Below are 26,991 nucleotides of genomic sequence, written 5' to 3'. Positions count from 1 at the left end.
TGATCCGTGAGGGTGAACGGCCACGCACCCAGACTCCCGGCGCCACTGGGCCTAGATTCGTGCTGCCGCCGGTGGTCCGAGCAATCCGACTGCACTCACTCGCCGAGAATGTCCTCGATCCGCCCCCGCGCAACGTCGGCCCGCCCGAACACCACATGGGCGTACACCCGGTGAAGGACGGCGACGCTGTGGCCGGCCCAGGCGGCCACCTGAGCGGAGTCGACGCCGGCAGCCAGCCACGTGGACACGGCGGTGTGTCGAAGGTCGTAGGGGCGACGAGCCATGCGCGACGCCTGCTCAGCCGGTGTGAACGCCGACGACCTGGCCTCCTGCCACACCTCGGAGTAGATCCTGGCTGCGACCGTGCCGCCTTGGGGCCCCCGGAACAGACGGCCACCGGCGCCCACGTTGTACTCGGCGATGTGACGCCGTAGGTGCTCGACGAGCGGTGGGGGCAGCGGTACGACCCGTACGTGCCCCTGGGCTCGGTGCTTGAGCTGGCGGCTGCCACGCCGGCCGCTGTCGGCCCACCTGCCCGAGATCTCCGCGTTGCTGCGTGCCAGATGCAGTTCACCCCATCCCGGCTCCTTCGGCAGCACCAGGTCCTCGAGGACCACGGCCGTGGCCTCGCTCGGCCGCAGCGCCGCGTAGTACATGAGGGCGAAGAACGCCGTGAGGCGTCGGCCCCTGTCCCCCTGCTCCGCGACCGCCGACAGGAGTGCACGCGCCTGCTGCGGGTTGACAACGGATCGGGAGTCGAACGTGTCTGCGACCCGGGGCGCTTTCCACCGCAGCCTCGCGATCGGGTTGCTGTCGAGGTGCCGGTGCTCGACGGCGAGCTCCAGCGCGTTGTGGATGACGGCGCGCTTGCGGGCCACGGTGGTCGGGGCGGCCGGGGTGCCGTCCTGTCGCCGGGCCAGCGCGTTCAGCAGGGCACGCGCGGCTGACGGATCCTCGAGCTGCACCAGGGGAAGGGAGGACCGTTCAAGCCAGCGCAGCGCCTCGGCCACCTCCGCCGAGGGAAGGACGGTCGCCCGGTGGGCCGCGTTGTAGGCCCACGCGAACATGGCCTGTCGAAGACCCGCCGTTGGCGGCCGGCTAGGGGCCGATGCGCTCAGGTGGAGGGTCGCGTCGATCAGCGCCTCTGCCATCGAGCGGCGCGAAATCGGCGCGAGGGTGGGCCACTTGAGGTCGACGTACGCGAGCGACCACGCCCACCACGTCATGCCCTGAGTCCGGCGCACGCGCGCCAGGGGCAGCCCGCTGACGATGTCGAAGGCTTCGCCACGGCGGCTGGCGGCCATGAGCTCGGCTCGGGTGCTGTCGGCCAGCGCACGGGTGGGGAAGGTCTTGGAGCGCCGGCGACGGGCGACCTCCCACCGCAGCCGGTAGGCGTGGCCGGTGACCCCCTCCACCCGGGTGACGGCCCAGACGCGGACCTCGAAGGTCTGTGGCGCCTCGCCGCCGGGCGCCCCGACCATCAGAGCTCCTCGCAGCTCGCGAGCCACTGCTCCAGGTCATGGCGTCGAACCCGCACCTCGCCGTTGGGCAGCTTGAGGGACCGGGGCCCACGGCCCTTGGCCCGCCAGTCGTAGTAGGTGGACCGCGAGACGCCGAGCTCGGCGCAGACGTCCGCAATGGACAGATGAGGGGTTCGGCTCATGGCGTTGTTCTCCTTCGTGAGTGAGTGGCGAACGGGGTGGGTCAACCGGCAACGAGCTGGTCGGCGCGGCAGCTGGGACAGACGCCGTGGTGCGTCAGGCCGTGGTCAGGGCAGCGGTGGACCGGGCGCGGGGGCGCGGGGATCGGCTCCCTCTCCCAACGGCGGAGCCAGGCGATGGCCAGGTCGGGACGAGTCGGTCGCGCGGCGATCGACAGCAGGCGCTGTGCACCGTGCAGCTGGAGCTGCTTCACGGCGGCTTCGTCGTGCCCGTCGGTCCAACCGCGCCAGGCGACCTCCGGATGCTGGCGAGCCAGATCCGCTCGGAGCTCGCTCCAGGCCCGTGCCGACGGCGATGCGTCACCGGACCGGTCGGGTCTCTTGGTGCTTGGTGACGGTTCGGGTGCCACGGCTGCGACAGCCCCTCCTGCCGCAGCCGTGGAGGGGGTACCCCTTCCACCTGCAGGCAGGGGTGTCAGCTTGGTGGGGGTGTCAGAGTGACCGGGGTGGCCGTACTGCCACCGCTCCCCGCGAAGCACGATGCGGTAGAGGTTGGACGTGCCCTCGCGGGCCTCGACGACGAGGCGACCTTCCGCCTGCAGGGACCGCAAGTGCCGCCGCACCGTGCTCGGTGAGGAACGCGTCCGCCGGGCCAGCCGGGCGATGGAAGGGAAGCTCAGACCGTCATCGTTGGCGTGGTCCGCCAACGCGAGCATCAGCAGGACGTCGCCGCGGGGCAACGACCCGTCGTCCCAGACGGCGGTCATCAGGCGGATAGCCATCAGGTCCCCTGCGCGCGCCGAGGGGCTTCGCCGGGCCAGAGCATCAACTGGTCGAGGACGACCCATGTCACGTGCCCGCGGGCGGCCTCGTGCTTCTGCGCGACCACGTCAGCCGCCTCCGATGCGAAGGTCCGGGTCCGGTCGCAGTCGCAGCACCCAACGACGGCCACTCCGGGGTGCGACGTGCAGCTCGGGCACCGGAGGCCGACGGGGACTCGTTCACCGCAAGTCCCGCACCGGTACGCCCATCTGACGATCGCGGACGCATCGTCCGGTCGGCGGTGAAGGACCGCGGCGTCACTCATGGCTCGCACCCGCGTCCACGTCGACGGAGTCGGTGGTCGCTACATCCTGTACGGCGACATCGAAGGTCCGACCGCGCTCATGCCAGCCTCCGACGTGAGCGACCGCGCGCAGCACGAGGCGGGTGGTGTCCTCGTCCAACCCGATCAGCTGATCGCTCAGCGGCCGGGAGGTCGGGTAGCCGAGGAGCCCCGCCACGAGGTGCAGGACCCGAAGCTCGCCTGCTGCGCCGTCGATGTGCTGACCGTCGAGAAGCGCGGCCAGGACCGCTCCGTCGATACGCGCGTCGACCGTGCGCCCGAGTGCCCTGATCGTCTCGTCCGGGGCGACGGCGCCCCATGCCTCGACGCAGTTGTCCAGGAAGTCTGGCCGGCGCAGCCAGAAGCCACTTGGACAACCGAATCGAGCGAGCAGGTCGACGGCTGCCTCGTGGGCGTAGTCCCCGCGCGCCCAGCGTGAGAGGGCCGGGACGAGTGCGCCGGCGGGGAGTGACGTCGGATCCAAGCAGTCCTCGACATCGTGGGTCGCGCCGTATCCGAGGTCACCCCAGACGCCCTGCGTCCCGTCGGCCATCGGTGGACCAGAGGCGTGGGCAATCTCAGCGAGGCGGCTCAACACCTGGAGGAGTGCCGAAACCCGGTCCAGCTGCAGGTCGATGTCACGTAGGGAACCGACAGCCCCGGCGAGCCCGGGGAGGGCTTCGGTGTCCTTCCTGCACCGGCCGGGCAGTTGCACCAGCCATTCCTCCAGCGCGCGGAGGTGGCCGGCGGCTGCTTGTGCAACGGCGATGGCGTCAGCGACCTCGAACCTGAGGTGCTCCGCCGTGTCCAGCTCTCCCCCAGAGATGGGCGGCGGGTCACTCCTCAAACCGAGGACGAACGCCGGCACCGGTGCGTCAGCCGCGCCGGATAGCCCTTGGGGAGCGATCATCCGGTCGCTCATGGCAACCCCCCGGCTGTGCGGCGCCCACACCCGGGGCACGTCCCGGCCCGCGGTCCCCCGTCGAGGAGGAAGAAGCACGCTTGCCGGTGCCTCCCACCCGCGGGTCGTCTCGATGTCATCGTGGACATGGCCTCTCCCTTTGCTGACTCACGCTGTACTGACTCAGTGTGTACTCGGCATCGGCCGGTGTCCACTGCCGCGGGCCGGTGATGGCCAGACAGACGCTCCGCCCTCTCCCTACAAGGGCAGAAGAGGACGCCTGGGGGACGGGGGAGGACCCTTATCCACAGGCTCGTGATGTCGCCTTCGCCATGACCTGCCCGGAATGCACACTTGCCGTAGTCGGCCGGTGACGGCCGGACAGGCGACCGAGGGGGCGCTGATGATGGAGGCCGGGGACATCGACCAGCTATGCCGCGACCGCGGCTGGACACGCACGCGCCTCATCCACGCCCTGCGGTCCGCCGCCCATCTGAGGGGTGAGGCCCTCCCCGCCGACGAGAGCCTGCGTCGCATGGTTCGCCAGTGGGTCTCCGGGACGCGCCAGCCGTCGCCGCTTTACGCCTCGCTACTGGCCGCCGTCTTCGGGGTGCCCTTCGGACCACCCAGCCCGCCGGTCCCGGAGACGGCGAGATCCACGATGGACGAGCTCGATGAGCGACTGTCCCGCGCGGCCGCGGTGGACCGAGACGTCGTCGTCCTGCTGCAGCATCAGACCCAGATCCTCCGAGGCCTGGACCGGCGACTCGGAGCCGCACAGCTACACGCCGAGACACGCGCACACCTCGAACAGATGGCCGGCCTCCTTCCGTACGCCACGGGCAGCGGGCCCCGCGCCCAGCTCGCGGCGGCCGTCGCGCAGGCGGCCAGCCTGGCCGGGTGGCAGGCCCTAGACATGGGTCTCGAGCGGGAGGCGTGGCTGCTACATGAGCAGGCACGCGCCGCGGCACACGAATGCGACGACCCAGCAACGCGAGACCCGAGCGGCGGCCGGTGACCAGTTGCGGACCTGTCGGGCGCTGGAACGGGCGGAAGACCTGCTCATGCTCGGCGACGGCGACGACCTGCCGTTCTTGTTCCTAGACGCAACCCACTTTTCGCGCTGGCGCGGCCATTGCCTAGCCCGACTCGGGGAGCAGGGAGCGATCGCTCACCTGACCCGGGCTGCTGAGGCTCTGGACCCGTCATTCGTGCGGGCAGGCGCAGGGCTGCACTGTGACCTCGCCGCGGCGCTAGCTGCAGCGGGTGAGCTTGATGCGGCAGACGCCGCAGTGAGACGCGCAGATGCGCTGGCTAAGCGGACCACCTCGACACGCCAACAGCGACGTGTTCGGCAGGCGGCGGCAGCAATCGGTAATCGCCGCCGCTAGGAGGCGCAGGTATTCCCCTAGGAGACGCTCGCCCAGCAAGAGTCGGCGGTCAGCCGCTTGCCCGTCGACTCTGCAACAGCTCGAGCACAGCCACCAACGTTCCCGAATTGGCGACGTCGCCGTCGCGAATCAGGACCGGGATTCGGTCGAGGTCGACCCACTCAGCGCGGGCGGCCTCGTCGGTCTCGACGGGTTCACTTACGCGCTCCGGGTCACGTCCGACGAAGACGTGGTGCCGCGCCGAAACCATGCCGATGAGGGGCTCGTAGCTCACAACGCACTCCAACGAACCGGCTCGGTACCCAGTCTCCTCCTCAAGCTCCCGTGCAGCGGCGACCTTGGGGGACTCACCGTCGTCGACCAGCCCACCGGGTAGCTCCCAGTTCCAGATGTCCGGCACGAATCGGTGGCGCCACAACAGGAGCACCCGCTTCTCGTCTTCGCTTAGCAACGCGACGACCGCGGCCGGCTTCATGATGATGACGTGGTGCTCGAACCTGGACCCACCGGGTTGCTCTATGTCGACCAGGTCCAGGCGCATCCACTCACTGTCGTAGATCGTCCGCTCACCGTGGCGACGCCAAGGCTCACCCGGCTGCAGCGGGGGCAGCTCGTCGGCAGGCTCGGCAGGGTTCGTCTCCGGAGCGCGCCAGGCCTTGATCTCGAGTGGGCGCCACAGGTGCGTCCGGCCCAACGTCCGTGTCGGGGCTGGCATCTGCCCGCGGGATCGATAGGCACTGACCGTGCCGATCTGGACGCCCAGGTAGGCGGCCACGTCGGATGTGGTCCACCACTCCGCGTCAGGGTCCGGCTCAGGCACCGCCCCATCATGGCCGGTCCGGTCGCGCGCCGGAGAGTCTGGGGAGCAGCCCGGCCGTAACGCAGACCCCCGACGCCAGCCTCAGTGCCTGAGAATGCCGGGGATCCTCAGGCACTGCTCAGGCACTGGCAGCCGTATTCGGCCGTTGACGGCCGCACCCAGCCGGACACAGTCCGGGCCAGCAGGCCACCTAGCCGGCGTGCGTTGCCGCAGGTCAGAGGCGCATTACCGCTGGTCAGCGGAGGGCGTGGGATTCGAACCCACGAGACGGGGGTGACCCGCCCAACGGTTTTCAAGACCGTCTCCATCGGCCGCTCGGACAGCCCTCCAGGGCCCAAGTGTGCCGGACTCCTCAGCCACCCGCCGCCTGCCCGGACCCGGGCTCGGACCTGGGCTCCGAGTCGGCCTCGGGGGCCAGCGACAGACGCACGACGAACGTCGCCCCGAACGCCACGGGCGGGCAGGCGACGGTCCCACCGTGCGCCTCGACAACTGCGGCGACGATCGACAGGCCCAGCCCGGTGCTGCCGCCGGCCCGCGAGCGCGAGCCGTCGGCCCGGCTGAACCGCTCGAAGACGCGCTCGCGGACGTCCTCGGGCACGCCCGGCCCGTCGTCGGCCACCGTGACGACGGCCTCGGCGCCCTCGACGGCCAGGCGCAGGCCGACCTGCGAGCCCGGCGGGGTGTGCACGCGGGCGTTGGCCAGCAGGTTGACCACGACCTGGTGCAGCCGCGCCTCCTCCCCGGTCACGACCACCGGGTCGTCGCCGGCCAGCTCGAGCACCCAGTGGTGCTCGGGCCCCGCCGCGTGGGCGTCGGCGAGGGCGGCGACCAGCACCGGCACGAGGTCGACGGGAACGGCCTCCAGCGGCCGACCGGCGTCGAGCCGGGCCAGCAGCAGCAGGTCGTCGACCAGCCCGCCCATCCGGCCGGCCTCGGACTCCACCCGGCCCAGCGCCATGGCGACGTCGGCGGGCAGCGGGTCGGGCCGGCGGCGCACCAGCTCGGCGTAGCCGCGGATGGACGCCAGCGGGGTGCGCAGCTCGTGGCTGGCGTCGGCCACGAAGCGCCTGACCTGCGTCTCGCTGCGGTGCCGCTCGGACAGGGCCTGCTCGACGTGGTCCAGCATCAGGTTGAGCGCCGACGCCACCTCGCCGACCTCGTCGGGCGTGCTCGCGATCCGGTCGGGCACGCGCTCGGCCAGCGCCCCTGCGCCGGTGGCCAGGTCGAGGCCGCGCACCCGGGTGGCCGTCCCCGTCAGCTCGCGCAGCGGACGCAGCGCCCGCCGGACCACGGCACCCCCCGCCAGGACGACGACCAGGCAGCCGACCGCGGTGGTGGTGACGGTGATCAGCAGCAGGCTCCACGACGTGTCTCGCACCTCGTCCAGCGGCAGGCCGGTCACCAGGGTCGACCCGTCGGCGGTGGTCACCGCCAGCACCCGGTACCGACCGACGGGCAGGTCCACCGTCGTCGGTGGCTCCTCGGGCGCCACCTGCACCAGCCCGGCCGTGGTGCCGGGGTCCAGCGGACGCGGCGTCCCGGTCTCGTCCAGGACGGCGGCCAGCGTGACCACCCCGCCCTGCACCTCGGCCCCCAGGGTCCCCTCGGCCTGGCCGGGCTGCAGCAGGAACCCGAACCCCTCGCCCTGCGGGCCCCGCCCGCCGGGACGGCCGGGCGGGCCGTCGCGACCGACGGTGGACCGCTCCACCGCAGCGGTGAGCTGGTCGTCCAGCCGCCCGACCAGGAACCGGTCCAGCACCAGCACGCTGATGCCCCCGACGGTCAGCGACACCACGGCCGTCACCGCCACGAGCGCCAGCACGAGCCGGGCGCGCAGCGTCCACGACCGTCTCGGCGGGGTCTCCGCCGGAGGGAGGGTCCCCGTCGCGCTCACGGCTCCGGGTCGACGGCCGGGGCGGGCTTGAGCACGTAGCCGGCCCCCCGCAGGGTGTGGATCATGCTGGGCCGGCCAGCGTCGACCTTCTTGCGCAGGTAGGACACGTACAGCTCGACGATGTTGGCCTGCCCGCCGAAGTCGTAGTTCCACACCCGGTCGAGGATCTGGGCCTTGCTGAGCACCCGGCGCGGGTTGCGCATGAAGAACCGCAGCAGCTCGAACTCGGTCGCCGTGAGCACGACCTCTTGACCGGCGCGGGTCACCTCGTGGGAGTCCTCGTCCAGCACCAGGTCCCCGACGACGAGCCGGGCGTCGGCCCGGGCGGCGACCACGCTGCTGCGCCGCATCAGGGCCCGCAGCCGGGCCACCACCTCCTCCAGGCTGAACGGCTTGGTGACGTAGTCGTCGCCGCCCGCGGTCAGCCCGACCACGCGGTCCTCCACGGCGTCACGAGCGGTCAGGAAGAGCACCGGCACATCGTCCCCGGCGCCCCGCAGCCGCCGCAGCACCTCCAGGCCGTCGATGTCCGGCAGCATGACGTCCAGCACGACGGCGTCGGGGGCGAACTCCTTGGCCGCCCGGACCGCGGGCAGCCCGGCCGTGGCGGTCCGGACCTCCCAGCCCTCGTAGCGCAGGGCCATGGACAGCAGCTCGGTGAGCGACACCTCGTCGTCGACCACCAGCACCCGCACGGGTGAGCCGTCGGGTCGCACCAGGGGCGCGGCGGCCGGCACGGCCGGCGGGGTCGTCATGGGTCCAGCATGCGCGCGTCGGCTGTGAAGGGGGAAGGCCCCACCTGTGCGTGCGCTGTGCGGACCCTGGGCGCCGCCGGTCCCGTCGCGTCCCGGTCCACAGGTGGTGCCGTCCCCGCTCACAGCGTCCTCACAACCGCGTCTCCGACCGTGGTGGGCAGCGGAGGGCAGCCGGCCCTCCCGGACAGGAGGACCGACATGAACCGACGACTCGCCGGGGCCGCGCTGGCGGCTGCGCTGGCCGTGGGCACCGTGACCGCCGGGGCCGCCGTGGCCCCCGCTCTGGCCAGCGCCACGGACGAGGCCACCGCGTCCGAGACCACGCCCGGCACCGAGGACGACGCCGAGGACGACGCGACGGCCGAGGCAGCGGACGACGCGACCATGGCCGAGCGGCTGGCGGACCGGGTCCAGGGCATCCGCGACGCGCTGGACGACCTGGTCGCCGACGGCACCATCGACGACGCGCAGGCCGACGCCGTGGCCGACTCCCTCGCGGAGGCCCTGCCCGGCCGCGGCGGGCCCGGCGGTGGCGGGCCCGGCGGCCACGGCGGGATGGGCGGTCCGGGCGGCGGTCCCGGTGGCGGACCCTTCGGACTGGGCGGTCCGGGCGGCGGTCCCGGTGGCGGACCCTTCGGTCTGGGCGGTCCGGGCGAGCTGCTGGGTACGGCGGCGACGACGCTCGGGCTGGAGGAGTCGACGCTGCGGGACGCCCTGCAGTCCGGCCAGAGCCTGGCCGACCTCGCCGAGGCGGAGGGTGTCGAGGTCGACACCCTGGTGGAGGCGCTCGTGGCTGCGGCCGAGGCGCACCTCGCCGAGCACGTCGAGGCCGGTGACCTGACCCAGGAGCAGGCCGCCGAACGGTCGGCCGACCTGCCGGAGCGCATGGCCGAGGCCGTCGAGCGGGAAGGTCTGGCCAGCCCCGGCGGGCCGGCCGGCCGGCCGGGGAGCCCGAGCGGCTCGACGGACGAGCCGACCGCCACCGACGGGACGACGACGGGGACCGCCTGGTCCGCCTGAGGACGAACCAGGTCGATGGGGGTATGCCCGGTGTACCCCCATCGACCTGCCTCTTGGTTTCGGCGGTCCGGCGCGGCGGGTCGGGCGGATGGGGCGCGCGGCGGGCGGGTCGGCTGGCACGTCCGGGTCCGGCGCGGGGGGTCGGGTCCGGCGCGGCTGGGGCCGGTCAGGCCGAGAAGGTCCACGTCGTCGCGGTACGGCCCACCTGGCCGGGGCGCAGCACGGCCGAGGGGAACCCGGGCTGGTTGGGGGCGTCGGGCGGCAGCTGGGTCTCCAGCGCCACCCCGGCCCCCTGGCGCAGCAGCCGACCGGAGCGCCCGACCGTGCTGCCGTCGAAGAAGTTGCCGGTGTAGACCTGCACGCCGGGCCGGTCGCTGGCGACCTCCAGGACCCGGCCCGTGCCGGGGTGCTCGAGGCGGGCCACCGGGCGCAGGTCGGTCGAGGCCGGGTCCCAGCCGTCGACCCGGTAGTCCAGGTCCAACCCTCGGGCCGCGACGAGCAGCGGGTGCACCGCCCGGACCACGTCGCGCAGCGGCCGGGCCGCGCGCAGGTCGAGCGGGGTCCCCGCCACCGCCAGCAGCCGGCCGGTGGGCAGCAGGTCGGTGTCGACCTCGGTGACGTGCGTGGCCGGCACCTGCAGCAGGTGGCCGTCGACGCCGTCGCCGCCCTCGCCGGACAGGTCGACGTGGGTGTGGTTGGTCAGGTTGACCACCGTCGCGGCGTCGCTGCGGTACTCGTAGCCGATCCGCACCACCGAGCCCTCGACCCGGAAGGCCACCCGCACGTCCAGCGCCCCGGGGAACCCCTGGTCCCCGTCCGGGCTGTGCAGCGACAGCACCACCTCGTCGTCGTCGGCCCGCTCCGTGCGCCACACCCGCCGGTCGAAGCCGTCCGGTCCGCCGTGCAGCGCGGCCGCCGCGCCGTCGGTCGGGACCTGGAACCTACGGCCGTCCAGCTCGAAGCGGCCGGCCCGCAGCCGGTTGGCGAACCGCCCCACCGTCGCCCCGCAGAAGTCGCGCTCGGCCACGTACTCCGGCAGGCCAGCGTGGCCGAGCGCGACGTCCTCGGGTCCCCGGCCGTCCAGCAGGCGCAGCCGGTGGACCGCGGCGCCGTAGGTGCTGACGTGCAGCCGCACCGGACCGCGGCCCACCACGTGCTCGGTGACGCCGGCCGGAACCGTCGCCCCGGCGGTCACCGCACCCCGGCGGCGTACGCGGCCGCGTTCCAGCGCAGCTCCTGGGCGAAGCCGCGCGGCGTCGTCGAGTCGTCGATGACCAGCAGCTCGGTGCGGGCGATCTCGGACAGGTCGTGCAGCTCCTCGACCGTCACCGCCGTGGACAGCACCGTGTGGTGCGGCGCCCCGGCCATGATCCACGCCTCGGCGGAGGTGCCCAGGTCCGGCGCCGGCTCCCAGACCGCGCACGCCACCGGCAGCGAGCGCAGCGGCTCGTCCGGCTCTACGAGCTCCACCTGGTTGGCGACCAGCCGGAACCGGTCCCCCATGTCGGACATGCCGACGACCACGCCGGGGCCGGTGACGGCGGAGAACACCATCCGGACCGGGTCCTCGCGGCCGCCGATGCCCAGCGGGTGGATCTCGACCCGGGGCGTGCCGGCCGCGATGGACGGGCACACCTCGAGCATGTGCGCGCCGAGGATCCGCGGTCGGCCCGGGCCCAGGTGGTACGTGTAGTCCTCCATGAACGACGTGCCGCCCGGCAGTCGCTCGCCCGCGACCTTGAGGATGCGCAGCAGGGCCGCGGTCTTCCAGTCGCCCTCGCCGGCGAAGCCGTAGCCGTCGGCCATGAGCCGCTGCACGGCCATGCCGGGCAGCTGCCGCAGCGAGGCCAGGTCCTCGAAGTTGGACGTGAACGCGTTCGCGCCCGACTGCTCGAGCATGCGCCGCAGGCCCAGCTCGATCTGCGCGGAGTAGCGCAGCGAGTCGTGCCGGTCGCCGCCGCGGCGCAGCTCCGGGACGACGTCGTAGGTCTCCTCGTACTCCTTGACCAGCAGGTCGACGTCGGAGCCGGCGCTGTCGTGCACCGCCGCGGCCAGGTCGGTGACGGCGTAGCCGTTGACGGTGACGCCCCAGCGCCACTGCGCCTCGGTCCGGTCCCCCTCGGTCACGGCGACGTCGCGCATGGTGTCGCCGAAGCGCGCCAGGCGCAGCGAGCGCGCCTCGGCCCAGCCGCACGCCGCGCGCGCCCACGCCCCGACCCGGGCCTGCACCCGGGGGTCGCTGACGTGGCCGGCCACGGTCTTGCGGACCACGCCCATCCGGGTCTGGATGTAGCCGAACTCCCGGTCGCCGTGGGCGGCCTGGTTGAGGTTCATGAAGTCCATGTCGATGGTCTGCCAGGGCAGCTCGACGTTGGCCTGGGTGTGCAGGTGCAGCAGCGGGGTGCGCAGCGCGTCCAGCCCGGCGATCCACATCCGGGCCGGTGAGAACGTGTGCATCCAGGCGATCACCCCGACGCAGGCGCGGTCGGCGTTGGCCGCCAGCGCCATCCGCTCGATGGCGTCGGCGTCGGTCAGGACGGGCTTCCAGACCACCCGCACGCCGACCGCCCCGGTGGCGTGCAGCGCCTCGGCGATGGTGCGGGACTGCTCGGCGACCTGGTCCAGCGTCTCCGGGCCGTACAGGCCCTGGCTCCCGGTCAGGAACCAGACCTCGCGGTCCGGGGTCTGCAGCGGCGTGCTCATGCGTGGTCCTCCTCGTGGGAGCCGGCCGGCTGCCCGTAGACGTTCTGGTAGCGCGCGTACAACCGGTCGATGTCGGCCGGGTCGATGGGGACGGTCGGTCCGAGCACGCGGGCCAGGTGCACCGTGCGGGCGACGTCCTCGCACATCACGGCCGCCTTGACCGCGGCGCGGGCGTCGGCGCCGATGCTGAACACGCCGTGGTTCTGCATGAGGACCGCCGGCGAGCGGTGCCCGGTCAGGGTGTCGACGATGCCGCGACCGATGGGGTCGTCGCCGATGAGCGCGAACGGCCCGACGGGGATGTCGCCCCCGAACTCGTCGGCCATGGCCGTCAGCACGCAGGGCACGGGCTCGGCCCGGGCGGCCCAGGCCGCCGCGTAGGTCGAGTGCGTGTGCACGACCCCGCCGACCTCGGGCATGTGGCGGTAGACGTAGGCGTGCGCGGCGGTGTCGCTGGACGGGCTGAGGTCGCCCTCGACGACCCGGCCGTGCAGGTCGGTGACGATCATCGACTCCGGGGTCAGGTCGTCGTAGGACACCCCCGACGGCTTGATGACCATCAGGTCCTCGCCGGGGACCCGGGCCGACACGTTGCCGGCGGTCCAGGCGACCAGCTGGTAGCGGACCAGCTCGGCGTGCAGGTCGGAGACCTGCCGACGCAGCGTGGCCACGGTCCCGGCCGCGCGCGCGGGCACGGCCGCCGGGGCCGACACGTCGGCGCTCACCGGGCCACCGCCGCGGCCCGGATAGCGCGCAGCCGCTTCATCACGTCGTCGCCGCCGCGGCCGAAGTGGTCGTGCAGGCCGCGGTACTGCTCGTACAGCTCGTCGTAGGCGTCGGCCCGGGCCGGGTCCGGCTCGTAGGCGTTGCGGACCACCTTGCCCATGGCCGCCGAGGCGGCGTGCACGTCGGCGTAGGCGCCGGCGGCGACGGCGGCGTGGATGGCCGAGCCGAGGGCCGGGCCCTGCTCGGCGTCGAGCAGGCTGAGCGGGCGCCGGGTGACGTCGGCGTAGATCTGCATCAGGAGCCGGTTCTTGATGAGCCCGCCCGCGACGACGAGCTCGGTGACGGGGACGCCGGAGGACTCGAACGCCTCGACGATGGTCCGGGTGCCGAAGGCCGTGGCCTCGAGCAGGGCCCGGTAAGTGTCCTCCGGCCGGGTCTGCAGGGTCTGCCCGAGCACCAGCCCGGACAGCGAGTGGTCGACCAGGGTCGAGCGGTTGCCGTTGTGCCAGTCGAGGGCGACCAGCCCGTGCTGGCCGACCTGCTGCTGCGAAGCCAGCGCCGTCAGATGCTCGTGCAGGTCGCGGCCGGCCTGGCGCGCGGCCGCGGCGTAGTCCTCGGGCACCGAGGTGCGGACGAACCAGCCGAAGATGTCGCCGACGCCGCTCTGCCCGGCCTCGTAGCCGTAGGCGCCCGCGGTGATGCCGCCGTCGACGACGCCGCACATGCCCGGGACCTCGGCCAGCACGTCGGAGTTCATGACGTGGCAGGTCGACGTGCCCATGATCAGGGTCATCTGGCCGTTGCCGACCGACGCCGCCGCGGGCGGGGTGACGTGCGCGTCGACGTTGCCGACGGCCACCGCGATGCCCTCGGGCAGCCCCGTCCAGGCGGCGGCCTGCGCCGTCAGCCCACCGGCCCGCTCGCCCAGCTGCCCGATCGGGGCCTCGACCTTGTCGGCGACGAAGTCGACGAAGTCGGGGTTCAGCGCGGCCAGGTACTCCCGCGAGGGGTACTGCCCGTCCTGGTGGATGGCCTTGTAGCCCGTGGTGCAGGCGTTGCGCAGGTACGTGCCGGACAGCTGCCAGACGATCCAGTCGGCGGCCTCGACCCAGTGCTCGGTGCGGTCGTAGACCTCACGGTCTTCCTCCAGCAGCTGCAGCCCCTTGGCGAACTCCCACTCGCTGGAGATCTTGCCGCCGTAGCGGTCGACCCACGGCTCGCCGCGCTCGTGGGCCAGCGCGTTGATCCGGTCGGCGTGGGGCTGGGCCGCGTGGTGCTTCCACAGCTTGACGTAGGCGTGGGGCCGGTCGGCCAGCTCCGGGACCTCGCACAGCGGGGTGCCGTCGGCCAGGGTCGGCAGCACGGTGCAGGCGGTGAAGTCCGTCGCGATGCCGACCACCCTCGCGGGGTCGACCCCGCTGTCGGCGACGGCCTTGGGCACGGCCTGGCGCAGCACGTCGACGTAGTCCGAGGGGACCTGCAGCGCCCAGTCCGGGGGCAACGGCGCCCCGGTCGCGGCCAGCTCGGTCTCCATGACGGCGTGCGCGTAGGGCGTGACCGCGGTGCCGAGCTGGGCCCCGTCGGACACCCGGACGACGACGGCCCGCCCGCTGAGGGTGCCGTAGTCGACGCCGACGACGTACGTCTCGTCGGCGCTCGGCCGGTCGTCGGGGGTCGTGGGCTGGTCGGTCATGGTGGGGCGGTTCCTTCCGTACGGGTGGGGGGCGTGACGGCGCTCACCGGTGTGTCGCTACCGGCGCCCGAGGCTCAGCGCGCGCTGCAGGACGACGAAGGCCAGCAGGAGCGCACCGATGACGATGCGGGTCCACCAGGAGCTGAGGGTGCCCTCGAAGGTGATGATGGTCTGGATCAGGCCGAGCTCCAGGACGCCCAGGACGGAGCCCAGGACGTACCCGCTGCCCCCGACCAGCAGGGTCCCGCCGATGACGACGGCGGCGATGGCGTCCAGCTCGAGGCCGACGCCCATGAGCGAGTAGCCGGACCGGGACGACGCCGCGAACAGGAACCCGCCGATGCCGGAGCACGTGCCGCTGATGACGTAGACCGCGACCTTGGTGCGGGCCACGGCCAGGCCCATGAGCAGGGCCGAGCCCTCGCCGCCACCGATGGCGTAGACCGTGCGCCCGAACCGGGTCAGGTGCAGCACGACCACGGCGACCGCCACGACGGCCAGCGCGATGACGACGCTGGGGGTGATGGCCCAGCCGTCGCCGAACGTCCACCGGGTGCCGGAGATCGCGACGATGGTCTCGTTGGTGATCGGGATGGCGGACAGGCTGATGACGTAGCAGAGCCCGCGGGCCAGGAACATCGCGGCCAGCGTCGCGATGAACGGCTGCACCTCGAAGTAGTGGATCATCACGCCGACCACCAGGCCGATGAGCGAGCCGACCAGGACGACGAGCGGGATGACCACCGGCGCGGGCCAGCCGGACTGGAACAGGTAGGCCGCGAGGATCCCCGACAGCGCCGCGACCGCCCCGACCGACAGGTCGATCCCGCCGGTGAGGATGACGAAGGTCATGCCGACGGCGATGACGATCAGGAAGGCGTAGTTGATGAACAGGTTCGACATGACCGCGCCGGACAGGAAGTTGTCGTAGCGCAGCCCGCCGATCAGCAGCATTGCGCCGAACACGAGCAGGGCCCCGGCCAGCGGGACGTAGCGGCGGTCGAGCCGCTGCGGGCGCGCCTGCAGCAGGGCCGGCAGCCGGCGGCGGCCACGGTCCGACGCGAGCGGGACCGGCTGGTCGGCGGGGGTGCCGGCGCGGGGGGTGTCGTGCTGGGTGACCATCAGGCGTTCACCTCGGCGGGAGCAGGGGTCGTGGGGGTGGTCCGTCGTCGGGCCCGGAGCCGGCTCTGCACGAGCGGCGCCTGCATGAGCACGACGGCGATGACGACGACGGCCTTGAACAGCGGCGTCACCGACGGCGGGACGCCCAGGACGGTGACGGTGATGGTCAGGGTCTGGATGACCAGCACACCCACCAGCGTGCCGGACAGCGAGAACTTGCCCCCGGCCAGCGAGGTGCCGCCGATGACGACGGCGAGGATGGCGTCCAGCTCGATGAACAGGCCGGCGTTGTTGGCGTCCGCGGCCATGGTGTTGGCGCTGATCATCAGCCCGGCGAGGCCGGCGAAGGTCGCGGCCAGGGCGTAGACCAGCCAGATGATGCCGCGCGAGCGCAGCCCGGCCAGCCGGCTGGCGGTCGGGTTGATGCCGACGGCCTCGATGAGCATGCCCAGCGCGGTGCGCCGGGTGAGGAACGCGACCACCGCGAACAGCAGCACCGCGAACACGACGGACACCGGCAGGCCCAGCAGGTAGCCCGACCCGATGTACCGGTAGGGCTCGCTGTTCAGCGTGGTGATCTGCCCCCCGGTGATGAGCATGGCCACGCCGCGCCCGGCCGTCATGAGCACGAGCGTGGCGATGATGGGCTGGATGCCCACGACGTAGACGAGGAACCCGTTCCAGGTGCCGAGCACGAACGACAGCGCGACCGCGATGCTCGCCCCGACGAGGACGGTGACCGGGGAGGACGGGTCCGGCGAGGACGCGATGAACGACGTGGCCACCGCCCCCGAGATCGCCACGACCGCCCCGACCGACAGGTCGATGCCGCGGGTGGCGATGACCAGCGTCATGCCGAGGGCCACCAGCAGCAGCGGGGCGCCGTTGCGCAGGATGTCGATCCCGGCGCCGTACAGCTGCCCGTCCCGGACGGTGACGGCCAGGAAGCCGGGCGCGCGCAGGGTGTTGGCCAGCAGCAGCCCGACCAGGGCGGCCAGCGGCCAGAACAGGCGGTGCCGGGTCAGGCCGGCCACGGCGCTCACGCCGGGACCTCCGAACCGGCGATCAGCTGGACCACGTCGTCGGCGCTCACGTCGTCGTTGACGACCTCGGCCACCTTGCGCCGGTCGCGGATGACGGCGATCCGGTGGCTGAGCCGGACGACCTCCTCCAGCTCGGCGGAGATGAACACCACGGACATCCCTTCGGTGGCCAGGTTCGCGACCAGGCGCTGGATCTCGGCCTTGGCCCCGACGTCGATGCCGCGGGTGGGCTCGTCGAGGACGAGCAGGCGGGGCTCGGTGGCCAGCCACCGGGCGAGCAGGACCTTCTGCTGGTTGCCGCCGGACAGGTTCCTGACCAGGGCCTCGGGGTCGGCCGGCCGGATGCCGAGGGCCTCGACGTAGCGGGCGACGACCTCGTCGGCCACCTTGCGGGGGATGCGCCGGGCCCAGCCCCGCTCCGCCTGCATGGCCAGGACGATGTTCTCGCGCACGGTCAGGTCCCCGACGATGCCCTCGGTCTTGCGGCTCTCGGAGCTGAAGGCGATGTCCTGGCCCAGCGCCGCGCGCGGGTTGCGCAGCCGGACGGGCCGACCCTGCACCTCGACGGTGCCGGAGTCGGGCCGGTCGGCGCCGGTCAGCAGGCGGGCGAGCTCGGTGCGCCCGGAGCCGAGCAGCCCGGCGAGGCCGACGATCTCGCCGGGGTGCACGTCCAGGTCGAACGGCTGCACCGAGCCCTTGCGGCCCAGACTCGTCGCCCGCAGGTACGGCTCCCCGTGCTCGAGCGCCTCGGCGCGCTTGGGGGTCTCCTGCAGCTGCTCGAGCACCTCCAGCGAGGTGCCGATCATCCTGGACACCAGCTCCAGGCGGGGCAGCTCGGCCGTGCGGTACTCCCCCACCAGGCGACCGTTGCGCAGCACGGTCATCCGGTCGCTGACCTCGTAGACCTGCTCGAGGAAGTGCGAGACGAACAGGATGGCGACACCGCGGTCGCGCAGGGTCCGCATGACGGTGAACAGCTGCTGCACCTCGTCGGCGTCCAGGCTCGACGTCGGCTCGTCGAGGATCAGCAGCCGGGCGTCGACGACCATGGCGCGGGCGATGGCGACCAGCTGCTGCACGGCCAGCGAGTGCGAGGACAACGACGAGGCGGGGTCGATGTCGAGGTTGAGCGCGCGCAGGTGCTCCCGGCTGCGGGCCCGGGTGGTGCGCCAGTCGACGAAGGGGCCGCGGCGGGCCTCGTGGCCCAGCATGATGTTCTCGGCCACCGACAGGTTCTCGCATAGGTTGACCTCCTGGTACACGGTGCTGATCCCGGCCGCCTGGGCCTGCGCGGGCGTGGCGAAGACCTGCTCCTGCCCGCCGACGTGGATCGTCCCCGCGCTCAGCCGGTTGACCCCGGTCAGGGCCTTGATCAGCGTCGACTTCCCGGCGCCGTTCTCGCCCATCAGGGCGTGCACCTCACCGGCGTGCAGGGTCAGGTCGACCTCCTGCAGGGCCTTCACCCCGGGGAACTCGACCGAGATCCCGCTCATGCGGACCACCGGTACCCGGTCCGACGTCGTCGTCATCGCCAGCCTTCTCTCACCGTGTCGCGCCCCTGCCCCCGGACGGCGGGCAGGGGGTGCACCCCGGGGTGCGTCGGCGCGTCGACGCACCCCGGGGCGACCTGTGTGGCCGGTCGGTACGGCCGGTCAGTACTGCCGGTCCGGGAGGGCCTCGACGGCGGCCTCCTGGTCGAACTCCTGGTCCTCGACCACGATGCGCTTCTCGACCTCCTCGCCGGCCACGACCGAGGTGATGATGTCGGCCAGGTCGGGCCCGAGCAGCGGGTTGCACTCGACGATGAAGTTGATCTTGCCGTCGGCCAGCGCCTGCATACCGTCGCGCACCGCGTCGATGGTGACGATCTGGATGTCCTCGCCCGGGACCAGGCCCGCGGCCTCGATGGCCTCGATGGCGCCCAGGCCCATGTCGTCGTTGTGCGCGAACAGGACGTCGATGTTCTCCGCGCCCTCGGACTGCAGGAAGCCCTCCATGACCGTGCGGCCCTCGGCGCGGGTGAAGTTGCCCGTCTGCGAGGCCGTGATGGTCACGTTGGGGTTGTCGGCGATGGCCGACTCGAAGCCTTCCTTGCGGTCGTTGGCCGGGGCCGAGCCGGTGGTGCCCTGCAGCTCGACGACGTTGATGGGCTCGGTGCCGAGGTTCTCCGACACCCACGCCCCGGCGCGCTCGCCCTCCTCGACGAAGTCCGAGCCGATGAACGACACGTACAGGTCCTCGTTCGGGGTGTCGACGGCGCGGTCGGTGAGCACGACCGGGATCTCGGCGGCCGCAGCCTCCTCCAGCACGGCGTCCCAGCCGGTCTCGACCACGGGCGAGAACGCGATGACGTCCACGTCCTGGGCGATGTAGCTGCGGATGGCCTGGATCTGGTTCTCCTGACGCTGCTGGGCGTCGGAGAAGCTGAGCTCGAAGCCGTTCTCCTCCGTCAGCGTGTCCTGGATGGACTGGGTGTTGGCGGCGCGCCAGCCGCTCTCCGCACCGACCTGGCTGAAGCCGACGGAGATCAGCTCGCCGTCGGCGGGGGCGCCGCCACCGGCCGCGGCCGAGCCGTCGTCAGTGGCCTCGCCGCCGCCGCCGCAGGCCGACAGGGCCAGCAGCACGGCGCCGACCAGGGCGGAAGTCCGGATGGTCCGCGGACCAGTGATGCGTGTCATGCACTCCTCCTCGAGATGCGTCCCGGCGTCGGTGCCGGGTGACGGAGCGACTCGGGGAAGGGGAGCCGGTCCGCGGTACGAGTCCGATGTTAGCGTTAACACTTCCAGCCGCGTCAACCCCCGCGCGGTAACGAAACGGGTGTCGGTCGACGCAACCGGCGCGGGGTTCGTCCGGGGTGCCGGGTCAGGCGTCGGCGGGCGGCGGGGCCGTGCTGGAGCGCACGACGAGCTCGGGGCGGATCAGCTCCCGGGCGTGCGCCTCGTGCTCGGCCCCCAGGGCCAGCAGCATCGAGGCCAGGGAGCGCCGGCCCAGCTCGTCGAAGGGCTGGCGCACGGTGGTGAGCGGCGGCATGAAGTGCGCCGCGCCCTGCACGTCGTCCACCCCCACGACGGACAGCTGCTCGGGCACCCGGACCCCGGCCTCGGCGCAGGCGTGCAGCAGGCCCAGCGCCAGCTGGTCGTTGCCGGCGAAGACCGCGGTCGGGCCCTCACCGCGCCGGACGGCCGCGGCGATCGCCCGGCCCTCCTCGTAACCCGTGTCGGCGCCCCAGTCGCAGCGCACGACGGCGGGCGCCGGGGCGCCGGCGTCGCGCAGGGCCTCGGCCCAGCCGACCTCGCGCTCGCGTGCGTCGAACCAGTCCGCGGGCCCGGCCAGGTGGGTGACGGTGCGGTGCCCGAGGCCGAGCAGGTGCTCGGTGGCCAGCCGGGCGGCCAGGCGCTGGTCGACCGACACGCTGACGGTGGCGGCGCCGGGCGGGTGGGTGTCCGTCGTCTCGTGCGGGTGGCCGTCCGGGCGGGCGGAGATCATGACCACCGGCAGCGGGGCCCGGAACGCGTCGACGGCCTCGGCCACGGCGTCCTGCGGGGCGATGACGACGATGCCCTCGACCCCCTGGCTCATGAAGTGCTCGAGGACGCCGGCCATGGTGTCGGGGTCGAACTGGCGCAGCGTGGCCACGCTGACGAAGAACCCCGCCTGCCGGGCGGCCTCCTCCAGCGCCACCAGCGTGCTGATCGGCCCGTACAGCGCCGACCCGGTGGTCAGCACACCGATGGTGCCGGTCCGCCGGGTGACCAGGGCCCGGGCCGCGCTGTTGCGGCGGTAGCCCAGCTCGCGCACGGCGTCGAGCACCCGCTGCCGGGTCTCGGGCCGGACGCTGGGGTGGGAGTTGAGCACCCGGGACACCGTCTGGTGCGACACGTCGGCCACCGCGGCGACGTCGGCCATCGACGGCGGACGACGGCTCGGGTTCACCGGTCGAGGCTACTGGCAGAGGGGCCGGCGGAACGATCCCGCCGACCCCTCTGCCCCGTGCGGCCGGTCAGCCCAGCAGGAGCACCCGGTCGATCACGTGGCCTACCTGCGCCTGGCCCAGGTTGACGTCGACCGCGGTGACGGTGGCCGCCACCTCGCCGTCGGCGTCGAGCAGGCTGACCTGCCCGCCGTCGACCTCGACGGTCAGCGTCGACCCGCCCGCGGTGGTGAGCTCGGCACCGTCCGCGGCGAGCACCTCGGTGCTGGTCAGGGTCGCGCCGAGGACCACGTGGTCCAGCAGCACCTGCTCCAGCTCGGCCGCCGTGAAGGCCGTCCGCAGCCGGCCGGCGGCGACCTTCTCGTTGGTGACCCGGCCCGTGGCGGCGTCGAGCGAGGCGACGAACGCGTCGTCGTCGGGCAGGAACGCCGTGAGGGCCTGCGTCGGGTCCGCGAGGATCCCGACCGGGCTGTCGGGCCGGGCCGCGAGCACCCGGGCGACCGCGACCGCGAGCAGGTCGAAGTCGTCACCGTTCGCGGCCCGCGGGCTCTCCGGCCCGCTGGTGTCCGCGCCGAGCACGTCGGCCAGCGACACGTCGGTGGCCGGGGCGTCGTCCTCGGCCTCGACGAACGACCAGGTGTCGACCTCGACGAGGTCGGTGTCCGCCGCACCGGTGAAGGTGAAGTAGACGTCGTGGACACCGGTGACGCCGGACAGGTCGGCGGACACGTCGGTCCACTCCCCGGCCGCGCCGGTGACCGGGACCGTGGCGACGACGTCGGCCTCGCGGTCGCCGAGGCGGACCTCGACGGCCGCGCCCTCGGTCAGCGGGCGCACCGTGGCGCCCACGCTCGCCGCTCCGGCGTCGCCGAAGTCGACCGACGACAGCGACGTCCAGTCACCGTCCTGGATGTCGGTCAGCGCCAGGTTGGGGGCGTCCTCGCCGAACTCGGCCGACGGCCGGTCGACGTCGACGGTGGTCAGGCCCTGGCGCCAGGCGATGGTCTCGGCCTCCATGACCCGGTAGGGGTCGAGGTCCTTGACCTGGTCCACGCCGCGGTAGGTACCCACGACCTGCTGGATCGTGCCGTCGGCGTCGAACTCCAGCTTCTCGATGTGGGGGCTGCGGTAGCCCTGCGTCTGGTCGCCGTTGATGCGCTTGTTGAGCGTCGGCGCGTGGTGGGTGAAGTAGTACGCGCCGCCCAGCTCGAACACCGACTGGTGGTTGTTGCCGCCGGTGCCGGCGCCGAAGAACTGCGACTGGTTGGGGAACAGCACGCCCTCGTAGGTCTCCTTGGGCCAGCTGGCCGGGTCGTCGGAGATCATGTAGGGGATCTGGCCGCCGCCGGGGTAGCCCGGCAGGGGCGTCTGGTTGCCGCCGAAGTCGGGGCCACCGAAGTGCGAGGAGTACGTCATGTAGTACAGCCCCTCGCGCTCGAACACGTGCGGCGCCTCGAACGACACGGGGGTGTCCAGGACGAAGGCGGTGCCCTGGGTGTTGACCATGTCGTCGGTGAGCTCGATGCCCCGCATGTTCTTGGGGTTGTTGTACCGCTCGGCCGCCGGGAACGCGGTCGAGGCGGGCCCGCCGCCGAAGTACAGGTACGGCTGGCCGTCGGCCGGGTCGACGAACGGTGCGGGGTCGAACTTCCACGCGACCGCCTCGGCACCGGGCGTGCGGCCGTCGATCAGGGTGCTGTCGCGCTCGTTGCTCCAGGGCCCGAGCGGGGAGTCCCCCACGATGACGTTGCTGGAGCCGCCGCCGTTGGCGTAGTAGAGGAACGTCTTGGTCTGGCCGTCGACGACCTTCTGCACCGCGCCGGGCGCCCACGAGTTGTTCGTGTAGGGCGCGACGCCGTTGGGCCCGGCGACCTGGATCTCGCCGTGGTCGGTCCAGTTGACCAGGTCCTCGGAGCTGATGAGCGTCAGCTGGTTGATGTCGCCGTAGTTGATCTGCGGCGAGACGCCCGTCTCGGGGTCCGGCTCGTAGCCCTGCGTGTCGTTGGTCATGTACATGTACACGCGGTCGTCCTCGACCAGGCCGAAGCCGTCGGCCCCGAACTTGTGCGAGATCAGCGGGTTGCTGTCCCCCGGCTCCTTGCCGACGACCTCGATGGTGCGCCAGGCCGGCGGGGCCGGCGGCGGCGGCTCGACGCCCTCGAGCGTCACGTCGTCGACGGTGAAGTCCATCAGGTGGGTGGCCGGGTCGGTGGTCGGGTCGGCGACCCACGGCGTCTCCAGGAACACGCGCGCCGTGCTGACTCTCTGCCCGGCCGGGATGGTGAACGTGGAGTCGATCAGGCCCCACTGCCCGCGCGGCACGGTGACGCTGCCCATGTTGGTGTACGACCCGCCCCCGTAGTGGATCGTCATGAAGAACTGCTTGGTGGCCGGGCTCGCCGGGTCGTCGTACTTGATCCGCGCGCTCAGGTCGTAGGTCTCGCCGGCCACCAGGTCGCCGGACAGGTCCTGCATCGGGCCCGAGCCCGTGCTGCCGCGCTGGCTGACCCGCACGGCGGCCTCGCCGGAGTACGCGTCGTCGGTGATGGTGAGCTGCGCCCGGTCGGCCGCGTTGCCGTTGTTCGCGAACCAACCGGTCAGGCCGTCCTCGAACCCGCCGTTGGTGATCAGGTCGGCGGCGGCGGTGGCCGGGGCGGCCACGAGGCCTCCCGACGCGAGCGACGCCGCGGCGGTGACCGCGACCAGCGCCATGCGTCGTGGTGCGTGTCTTCTCGTTCGTCGTTGCACGAGCAGCTCCTTCGGTGGGTGGTCCTCTGTCGTCGGTGACGGGGAGGGAGCGCACCGGGGCGCGCTCGAGGGACCCGTCGTCGCAGCGGCGGGCAGGCCGGTGCCGGGTCCGGGGGTGGGGGTCGTCCGGGGCCGTGACCCACGCTGAGCAGGCACGACGTCGGTGTCGGGTGGGTCGGGGGTCGTCGTCGACCGCGGCGATGTTATCGCTAACAAATCAAGGTCACAACCCCTCGTCCAAGCCGGGTCACACGCCCCGGGTGCCCCAGTCACGGTCGCCGCGCCGCCGTCGCGGGCGACGGCTACCGTCCCGGTCATGACTGACGCGACGCTGCGGTTCGGCCTCTTCGTCCCCCAGGGCTGGCGACTGGACCTGGTCGGCATCGACCCGGCGCAGCAGTGGGCCGCCATGCGGTCGCTGGCCCTGCGCGCCGACGCCGGCCCGTGGGAGTCGCTGTGGGTCTACGACCACTTCCACACCGTCCCCGAGCCGACGGCGGAGGCCACCCACGAGGCCTGGGCGCTGATGGCGGCCTTCGCCGCCGTCACCGACCGGGTCCGGCTGGGGCAGATGTGCTCGTGCATGGGCTACCGCAACCCCGCGTACCTGGCCAAGGTCGCCGCGACGATCGACGTGGTCTCGGGCGGTCGGGTCGAGATGGGCATCGGGGCCGGCTGGTACTCCCACGAGTGGCGCGCCTACGGCTACGGCTTCCCCGGCGCGGGCGAGCGCCTGGCCATGCTGCGCGAGGGCGTCGAGATCATGCGCCAGCTGTGGAGCGAGGGGACCTCGACCTACGTGGGCGAGCAGTACCGCACCGACGGCGCGCTCTGCCGGCCGCTGCCGCTGCAGGACGGCGGGATCCCGCTGTGGATCGCCGGCGGCGGCGAGCGCAAGACCCTGCGCATCGCCGCGGAGCACGCGCGCTACACCAACTTCGACGGCACGCTCGATGGCTTCACGCACAAGTCGGAGGTCCTGGCCGGGCACTGCCGCGACCTGGGCCGCGACTTCGGCAGCATCACGCGCAGCGCCAACTACAACGTGGTGATCGGCCGCGACGAGGCCGAGGTCGCCGACCGGCTCGCCCAGCGCCGCTCGCGGTTGGAGGGCCTGGTCTCGCCCGAGGCGCTCGAGCGGGAGGTCGCCTCCAACGCCCCGGACCTGCCCGCCGTCGGCACCCCGGAGCAGGTCGTCGAGAAGCTGCGGCCGCTGGTCGCGGCCGGCATGACGTACCCGATCCTCTACTTCCCCGAGGCGGCCTACGACAACAGCGGCATCGAGCTGTTCGAGCGGGAGGTCATCCCGGCGCTGCGCGGCTGAGCCCCGCCGAGACTTATGCCGGACCGGGCGAACCGGGTGAACGGGCCGCGGGCAACCGCCGGATGAGTCAGTTGTGTAACGATCCGGTATCGACTGACCGAACGTCCGGGAATCGCCGCTAGACATCCGTCACGACGCGGGCCCGCTCGGGGGCCGCTCCCAGGCGGAGGAACCATGCCACTCAGCCCGTCCCGCAGCCGTCACGCCCGACGGGGGGCGGCCGCGCTCGCCGCCGCCCTGTCCACCGTCCTGCTCGCCACCCTCGCCGCCCCGGCCAACGCGTCCGGCAGCGAGGCGGAGACCCCGGTCCTGACCGTCACCGACGGGGTGACGCAGCCGGTGTTCGGCTACGAGGACGCCATCCGCGAGAAGGTCTTCGTCACCTCCGACGTCGACAGCGACTCCGACGGCGAGCTCGACGTGGTGGCCTTCGACATCATGCGCCCGGCCGCCACCGAGGACGGCCACGAGGCGCCGGTCATCATGGACGCGAGCCCGTACTACGTGACCTCGTGCCGCGGCAACGAGGCCGAGTGCAAGCAGGACACCGACGGCGACGGCCTGCTGGACAAGTGGCCGCTGTACTACGACAACTACTTCGTCCCCCGCGGTTACGCCGTGATGCTGCTGGACATGATCGGCACCTCCGGCAGCACGGGCTGCCCGACCACGGGCGGCGTCGGCGACAACCTGTCGGCCGTGGCCGCCATCGACTGGCTGAACGGACGCCGCCCCGGGCGCGACGCCGACGGCAACGCGGTCGTGGCCGACTGGCACAACGGCAGCACCGGCATGATCGGCAAGTCCTACGACGGCACCCTGGCCAACGCGGCCGCCGCGACGGGCGTCGAGGGACTGGAGACGAGCGTCCCGATCTCGGCCATCAGCAACTGGTACCTGTACTCGCGCAGCAACGGCATCCGGTTCAACACGAACTACCCGGCCAGCCTGTCCAACACGGTGACCACGCCCTCGCGCCGCGCGTACTGCGCCCCGGTCCGGACGGAGCTGAGCGCGAACGACGGCGACGAGTCCGGGGACTACACGCCCTACTGGTACGAGCGGAACTACCTGCCCGACGCCGACAAGGTCACCGCGAGCGTCTTCGTGGTCCACGGCATCAACGACTGGAACGTCAAGACCGACCACCTCGTCCAGTGGTGGGACCTGCTCGCCGAGAACGACGTCGAGCGCAAGCTGTGGCTGACCGGCACCGGCCACATCGACCCGTTCGACTTCCGCCGCGAGGAGTGGGTCGACACCATCCACCGCTGGTTCGACCACGAGCTGTTCGACATCGACAACGGGATCATGGACGAGCCGATGGTCGATATCGAGCGCAACCCCGACGAGTGGGAGACCCACCCGACCTGGCCGCTGCCCAACGCGGCCCCGGTCGACGTCTTCCTGCAGCCGGGGGCCGACAACGGCTCGGGCGGGCTGGGCACCAGCCCGGGCCGCGGCGCCGCGTGGACCACGTTCACCGACCGCACGAGCACGTCCCGCAACCAGGCGATCGCCCCGCCCGCGGCGGCCGAGCCCAACCGGCTCGTCTACCGCTCGGCGCCGCTCACGGCCCCGCTGCACATCTCCGGCAGCCCGTACGTGACGCTGAAGGCCAAGGTCGACGACGTAGACACGAACTTCGCCGCGGTGCTGGTGGACTACGGCACCCGGGAGCGGTTCAGCACCTCCGGCGACGGCATCCGCACCCTGGGCGCCGACAGCGAGACCTGCTGGGGCCTGTCGAGCGCGGCCGACGACCCCTGCTACCGCGAGACCGAGAAGACCGTCGCCAGCAACCCGCAGGAGATGGTCACCCAGGGCATCCAGGACGCCCTCAACCTCGACAGCATCACCGCGGCCACCCCGCTGGTGCCGGGGGCGGTGAACGACGTGGACTTCGAGCTGCTGCCCGAGGACTACGTCTTCGAGGCAGGTCACCGGATCGGTGTCGTGATCCTCGGCTCCTACAGCGGCTACCCCAGCGTGGCCGATCAGAACCGGGCCGAGATCTCCATCGGCGCGCCCCGCAGCAGCATCACCCTGCCCGTCGTCGGGGGCCGGGCTGCCGCCCGCGCCGCCGGCCTGCGCTAGCACCTCCCCCCGCGAGCGCCGCTTCCCCGGCGGCGCCACCCCTGCCGCCGGCCGG

Annotated in this window: 21 protein-coding genes and 1 tRNA gene; 4 read left to right on the top strand and 18 right to left on the bottom strand. The window is 72.7% G+C overall.

What is annotated here, in order from left to right:
• Positions 1 to 95 precede the first annotated feature (95 nt).
• The 4 genes from SJY06_RS03450 to SJY06_RS03435 all read right to left on the bottom strand — a co-directional run bounded on the left by SJY06_RS03450 (position 96) and on the right by SJY06_RS03435 (position 3,687).
• Complete coding sequence (locus tag SJY06_RS03450) at positions 96 to 1,481, bottom strand: tyrosine-type recombinase/integrase (RefSeq protein ID WP_380164658.1); 1,386 nt, start codon at positions 1,479 to 1,481, stop codon at positions 96 to 98.
• Positions 1,481 to 1,663 (bottom strand): helix-turn-helix transcriptional regulator, encoded by a 183-nt coding sequence (locus SJY06_RS03445; RefSeq protein ID WP_380164656.1) that lies wholly within the window; start codon positions 1,661 to 1,663, stop codon positions 1,481 to 1,483. Before SJY06_RS03445 ends, SJY06_RS03450 begins: the two co-directional genes overlap by 1 nt.
• 41 nt (positions 1,664 to 1,704) lie before the next feature.
• Complete coding sequence (locus tag SJY06_RS03440; RefSeq protein ID WP_380164654.1) at positions 1,705 to 2,442, bottom strand: helix-turn-helix domain-containing protein; 738 nt, start codon at positions 2,440 to 2,442, stop codon at positions 1,705 to 1,707.
• A 297-nt stretch (positions 2,443 to 2,739) separates the two neighbouring features.
• Positions 2,740 to 3,687, bottom strand: coding sequence for a hypothetical protein (locus SJY06_RS03435; protein ID WP_380164652.1), 948 nt, complete (start codon positions 3,685 to 3,687; stop codon positions 2,740 to 2,742).
• Positions 3,688 to 4,069: 382 nt separating this feature from the next.
• Between SJY06_RS03435 and SJY06_RS03430 the strand changes: the two genes are divergently transcribed.
• Entirely contained in the window at positions 4,070 to 4,684 is a 615-nt protein-coding gene (locus tag SJY06_RS03430) for a hypothetical protein (RefSeq protein WP_380164650.1), read from the top strand.
• Positions 4,685 to 5,106: 422 nt separating this feature from the next.
• Here the strand turns inward: SJY06_RS03430 and SJY06_RS03425 are convergent, their stop codons facing one another.
• From SJY06_RS03425 to SJY06_RS03410, 4 genes are all read right to left on the bottom strand, one after another.
• Positions 5,107 to 5,877, bottom strand: coding sequence for an NUDIX domain-containing protein (locus tag SJY06_RS03425; RefSeq protein ID WP_380164648.1), 771 nt, complete (start codon positions 5,875 to 5,877; stop codon positions 5,107 to 5,109).
• A 239-nt stretch (positions 5,878 to 6,116) separates the two neighbouring features.
• Positions 6,117 to 6,206, bottom strand: a tRNA-Ser gene (locus tag SJY06_RS03420).
• A 23-nt stretch (positions 6,207 to 6,229) separates the two neighbouring features.
• Positions 6,230 to 7,774 carry a sensor histidine kinase gene (locus tag SJY06_RS03415; RefSeq protein WP_380164646.1) on the bottom strand — a complete coding sequence of 515 codons (1,545 nt, stop codon included), beginning with the start codon at positions 7,772 to 7,774 and terminating at the stop codon, positions 6,230 to 6,232.
• Positions 7,771 to 8,529 carry a response regulator transcription factor gene (locus tag SJY06_RS03410; RefSeq protein WP_380164644.1) on the bottom strand — a complete coding sequence of 253 codons (759 nt, stop codon included), beginning with the start codon at positions 8,527 to 8,529 and terminating at the stop codon, positions 7,771 to 7,773. Before SJY06_RS03410 ends, SJY06_RS03415 begins: the two co-directional genes overlap by 4 nt.
• A 198-nt stretch (positions 8,530 to 8,727) precedes the next feature.
• On the opposite strand from SJY06_RS03410, the gene SJY06_RS03405 reads away from it, so the two are divergent.
• The gene (locus tag SJY06_RS03405; RefSeq protein ID WP_380164642.1) at positions 8,728 to 9,549 is read left to right on the top strand and encodes a hypothetical protein; all 822 of its coding nucleotides are present in this window, start codon (positions 8,728 to 8,730) and stop codon (positions 9,547 to 9,549) included.
• A gap of 166 nt (positions 9,550 to 9,715) precedes the next feature.
• Here SJY06_RS03405 and SJY06_RS03400 read toward each other — a convergent pair whose 3' ends face one another.
• The 10 genes from SJY06_RS03400 to SJY06_RS03355 all read right to left on the bottom strand — a co-directional run bounded on the left by SJY06_RS03400 (position 9,716) and on the right by SJY06_RS03355 (position 23,479).
• Positions 9,716 to 10,744 (bottom strand): aldose epimerase family protein, encoded by a 1,029-nt coding sequence (locus SJY06_RS03400; protein WP_380164640.1) that lies wholly within the window; start codon positions 10,742 to 10,744, stop codon positions 9,716 to 9,718.
• On the bottom strand, positions 10,741 to 12,252 hold the full coding sequence (gene araA, locus SJY06_RS03395; protein ID WP_380164638.1) for an L-arabinose isomerase: 1,512 nt from the start codon (positions 12,250 to 12,252) through the stop codon (positions 10,741 to 10,743). Before araA ends, SJY06_RS03400 begins: the two co-directional genes overlap by 4 nt.
• The gene (locus SJY06_RS03390; RefSeq protein WP_380164636.1) at positions 12,249 to 12,977 is read right to left on the bottom strand and encodes an L-ribulose-5-phosphate 4-epimerase; all 729 of its coding nucleotides are present in this window, start codon (positions 12,975 to 12,977) and stop codon (positions 12,249 to 12,251) included. The genes araA and SJY06_RS03390 overlap by 4 nt, the downstream gene beginning before the upstream one ends.
• Complete coding sequence (gene araB / locus SJY06_RS03385) at positions 12,974 to 14,671, bottom strand: ribulokinase (protein ID WP_380164634.1); 1,698 nt, start codon at positions 14,669 to 14,671, stop codon at positions 12,974 to 12,976. Before araB ends, SJY06_RS03390 begins: the two co-directional genes overlap by 4 nt.
• Positions 14,672 to 14,728: 57 nt before the next feature.
• Positions 14,729 to 15,793, bottom strand: coding sequence for a galactofuranose ABC transporter, permease protein YjfF (yjfF, locus tag SJY06_RS03380; protein WP_380164632.1), 1,065 nt, complete (start codon positions 15,791 to 15,793; stop codon positions 14,729 to 14,731).
• Complete coding sequence (locus tag SJY06_RS03375) at positions 15,793 to 16,836, bottom strand: ABC transporter permease (protein ID WP_380164630.1); 1,044 nt, start codon at positions 16,834 to 16,836, stop codon at positions 15,793 to 15,795. Before SJY06_RS03375 ends, yjfF begins: the two co-directional genes overlap by 1 nt.
• Positions 16,833 to 18,365, bottom strand: coding sequence for a sugar ABC transporter ATP-binding protein (locus SJY06_RS03370; RefSeq protein ID WP_380164628.1), 1,533 nt, complete (start codon positions 18,363 to 18,365; stop codon positions 16,833 to 16,835). Before SJY06_RS03370 ends, SJY06_RS03375 begins: the two co-directional genes overlap by 4 nt.
• A gap of 123 nt (positions 18,366 to 18,488) precedes the next feature.
• Complete coding sequence (locus SJY06_RS03365) at positions 18,489 to 19,514, bottom strand: ABC transporter substrate-binding protein (RefSeq protein WP_380164626.1); 1,026 nt, start codon at positions 19,512 to 19,514, stop codon at positions 18,489 to 18,491.
• Between the two features lie 184 nt (positions 19,515 to 19,698).
• A complete protein-coding gene (locus SJY06_RS03360) occupies positions 19,699 to 20,769 on the bottom strand; it encodes a LacI family DNA-binding transcriptional regulator (protein WP_380164624.1) in 1,071 nt (356 codons plus the stop codon).
• Between the two features lie 67 nt (positions 20,770 to 20,836).
• Complete coding sequence (locus tag SJY06_RS03355) at positions 20,837 to 23,479, bottom strand: family 43 glycosylhydrolase (RefSeq protein ID WP_380164623.1); 2,643 nt, start codon at positions 23,477 to 23,479, stop codon at positions 20,837 to 20,839.
• A gap of 352 nt (positions 23,480 to 23,831) precedes the next feature.
• Between SJY06_RS03355 and SJY06_RS03350 the strand changes: the two genes are divergently transcribed.
• Together SJY06_RS03350 and SJY06_RS03345 are read left to right on the top strand one after the other, a co-directional pair.
• Positions 23,832 to 24,839: a TIGR03560 family F420-dependent LLM class oxidoreductase gene (locus SJY06_RS03350; RefSeq protein WP_380164622.1), complete on the top strand. Its 1,008-nt coding sequence runs from the start codon at positions 23,832 to 23,834 to the stop codon at positions 24,837 to 24,839.
• Positions 24,840 to 25,013: 174 nt separating this feature from the next.
• Positions 25,014 to 26,936 carry a Xaa-Pro dipeptidyl-peptidase gene (locus tag SJY06_RS03345; RefSeq protein ID WP_380164621.1) on the top strand — a complete coding sequence of 641 codons (1,923 nt, stop codon included), beginning with the start codon at positions 25,014 to 25,016 and terminating at the stop codon, positions 26,934 to 26,936.
• Positions 26,937 to 26,991: the final 55 nt, after the last annotated feature.

The sequence above is a fragment of the Jannaschia sp. R86511 genome (assembly GCF_042466345.1).
In the GTDB taxonomy this organism is placed as follows: domain Bacteria; phylum Actinomycetota; class Actinomycetes; order Actinomycetales; family JBBAYJ01; genus Aquipuribacter.
Note: the sequence above shows the minus strand (reverse complement) of the source record. Positions and strands in the feature narration are given on the sequence as shown.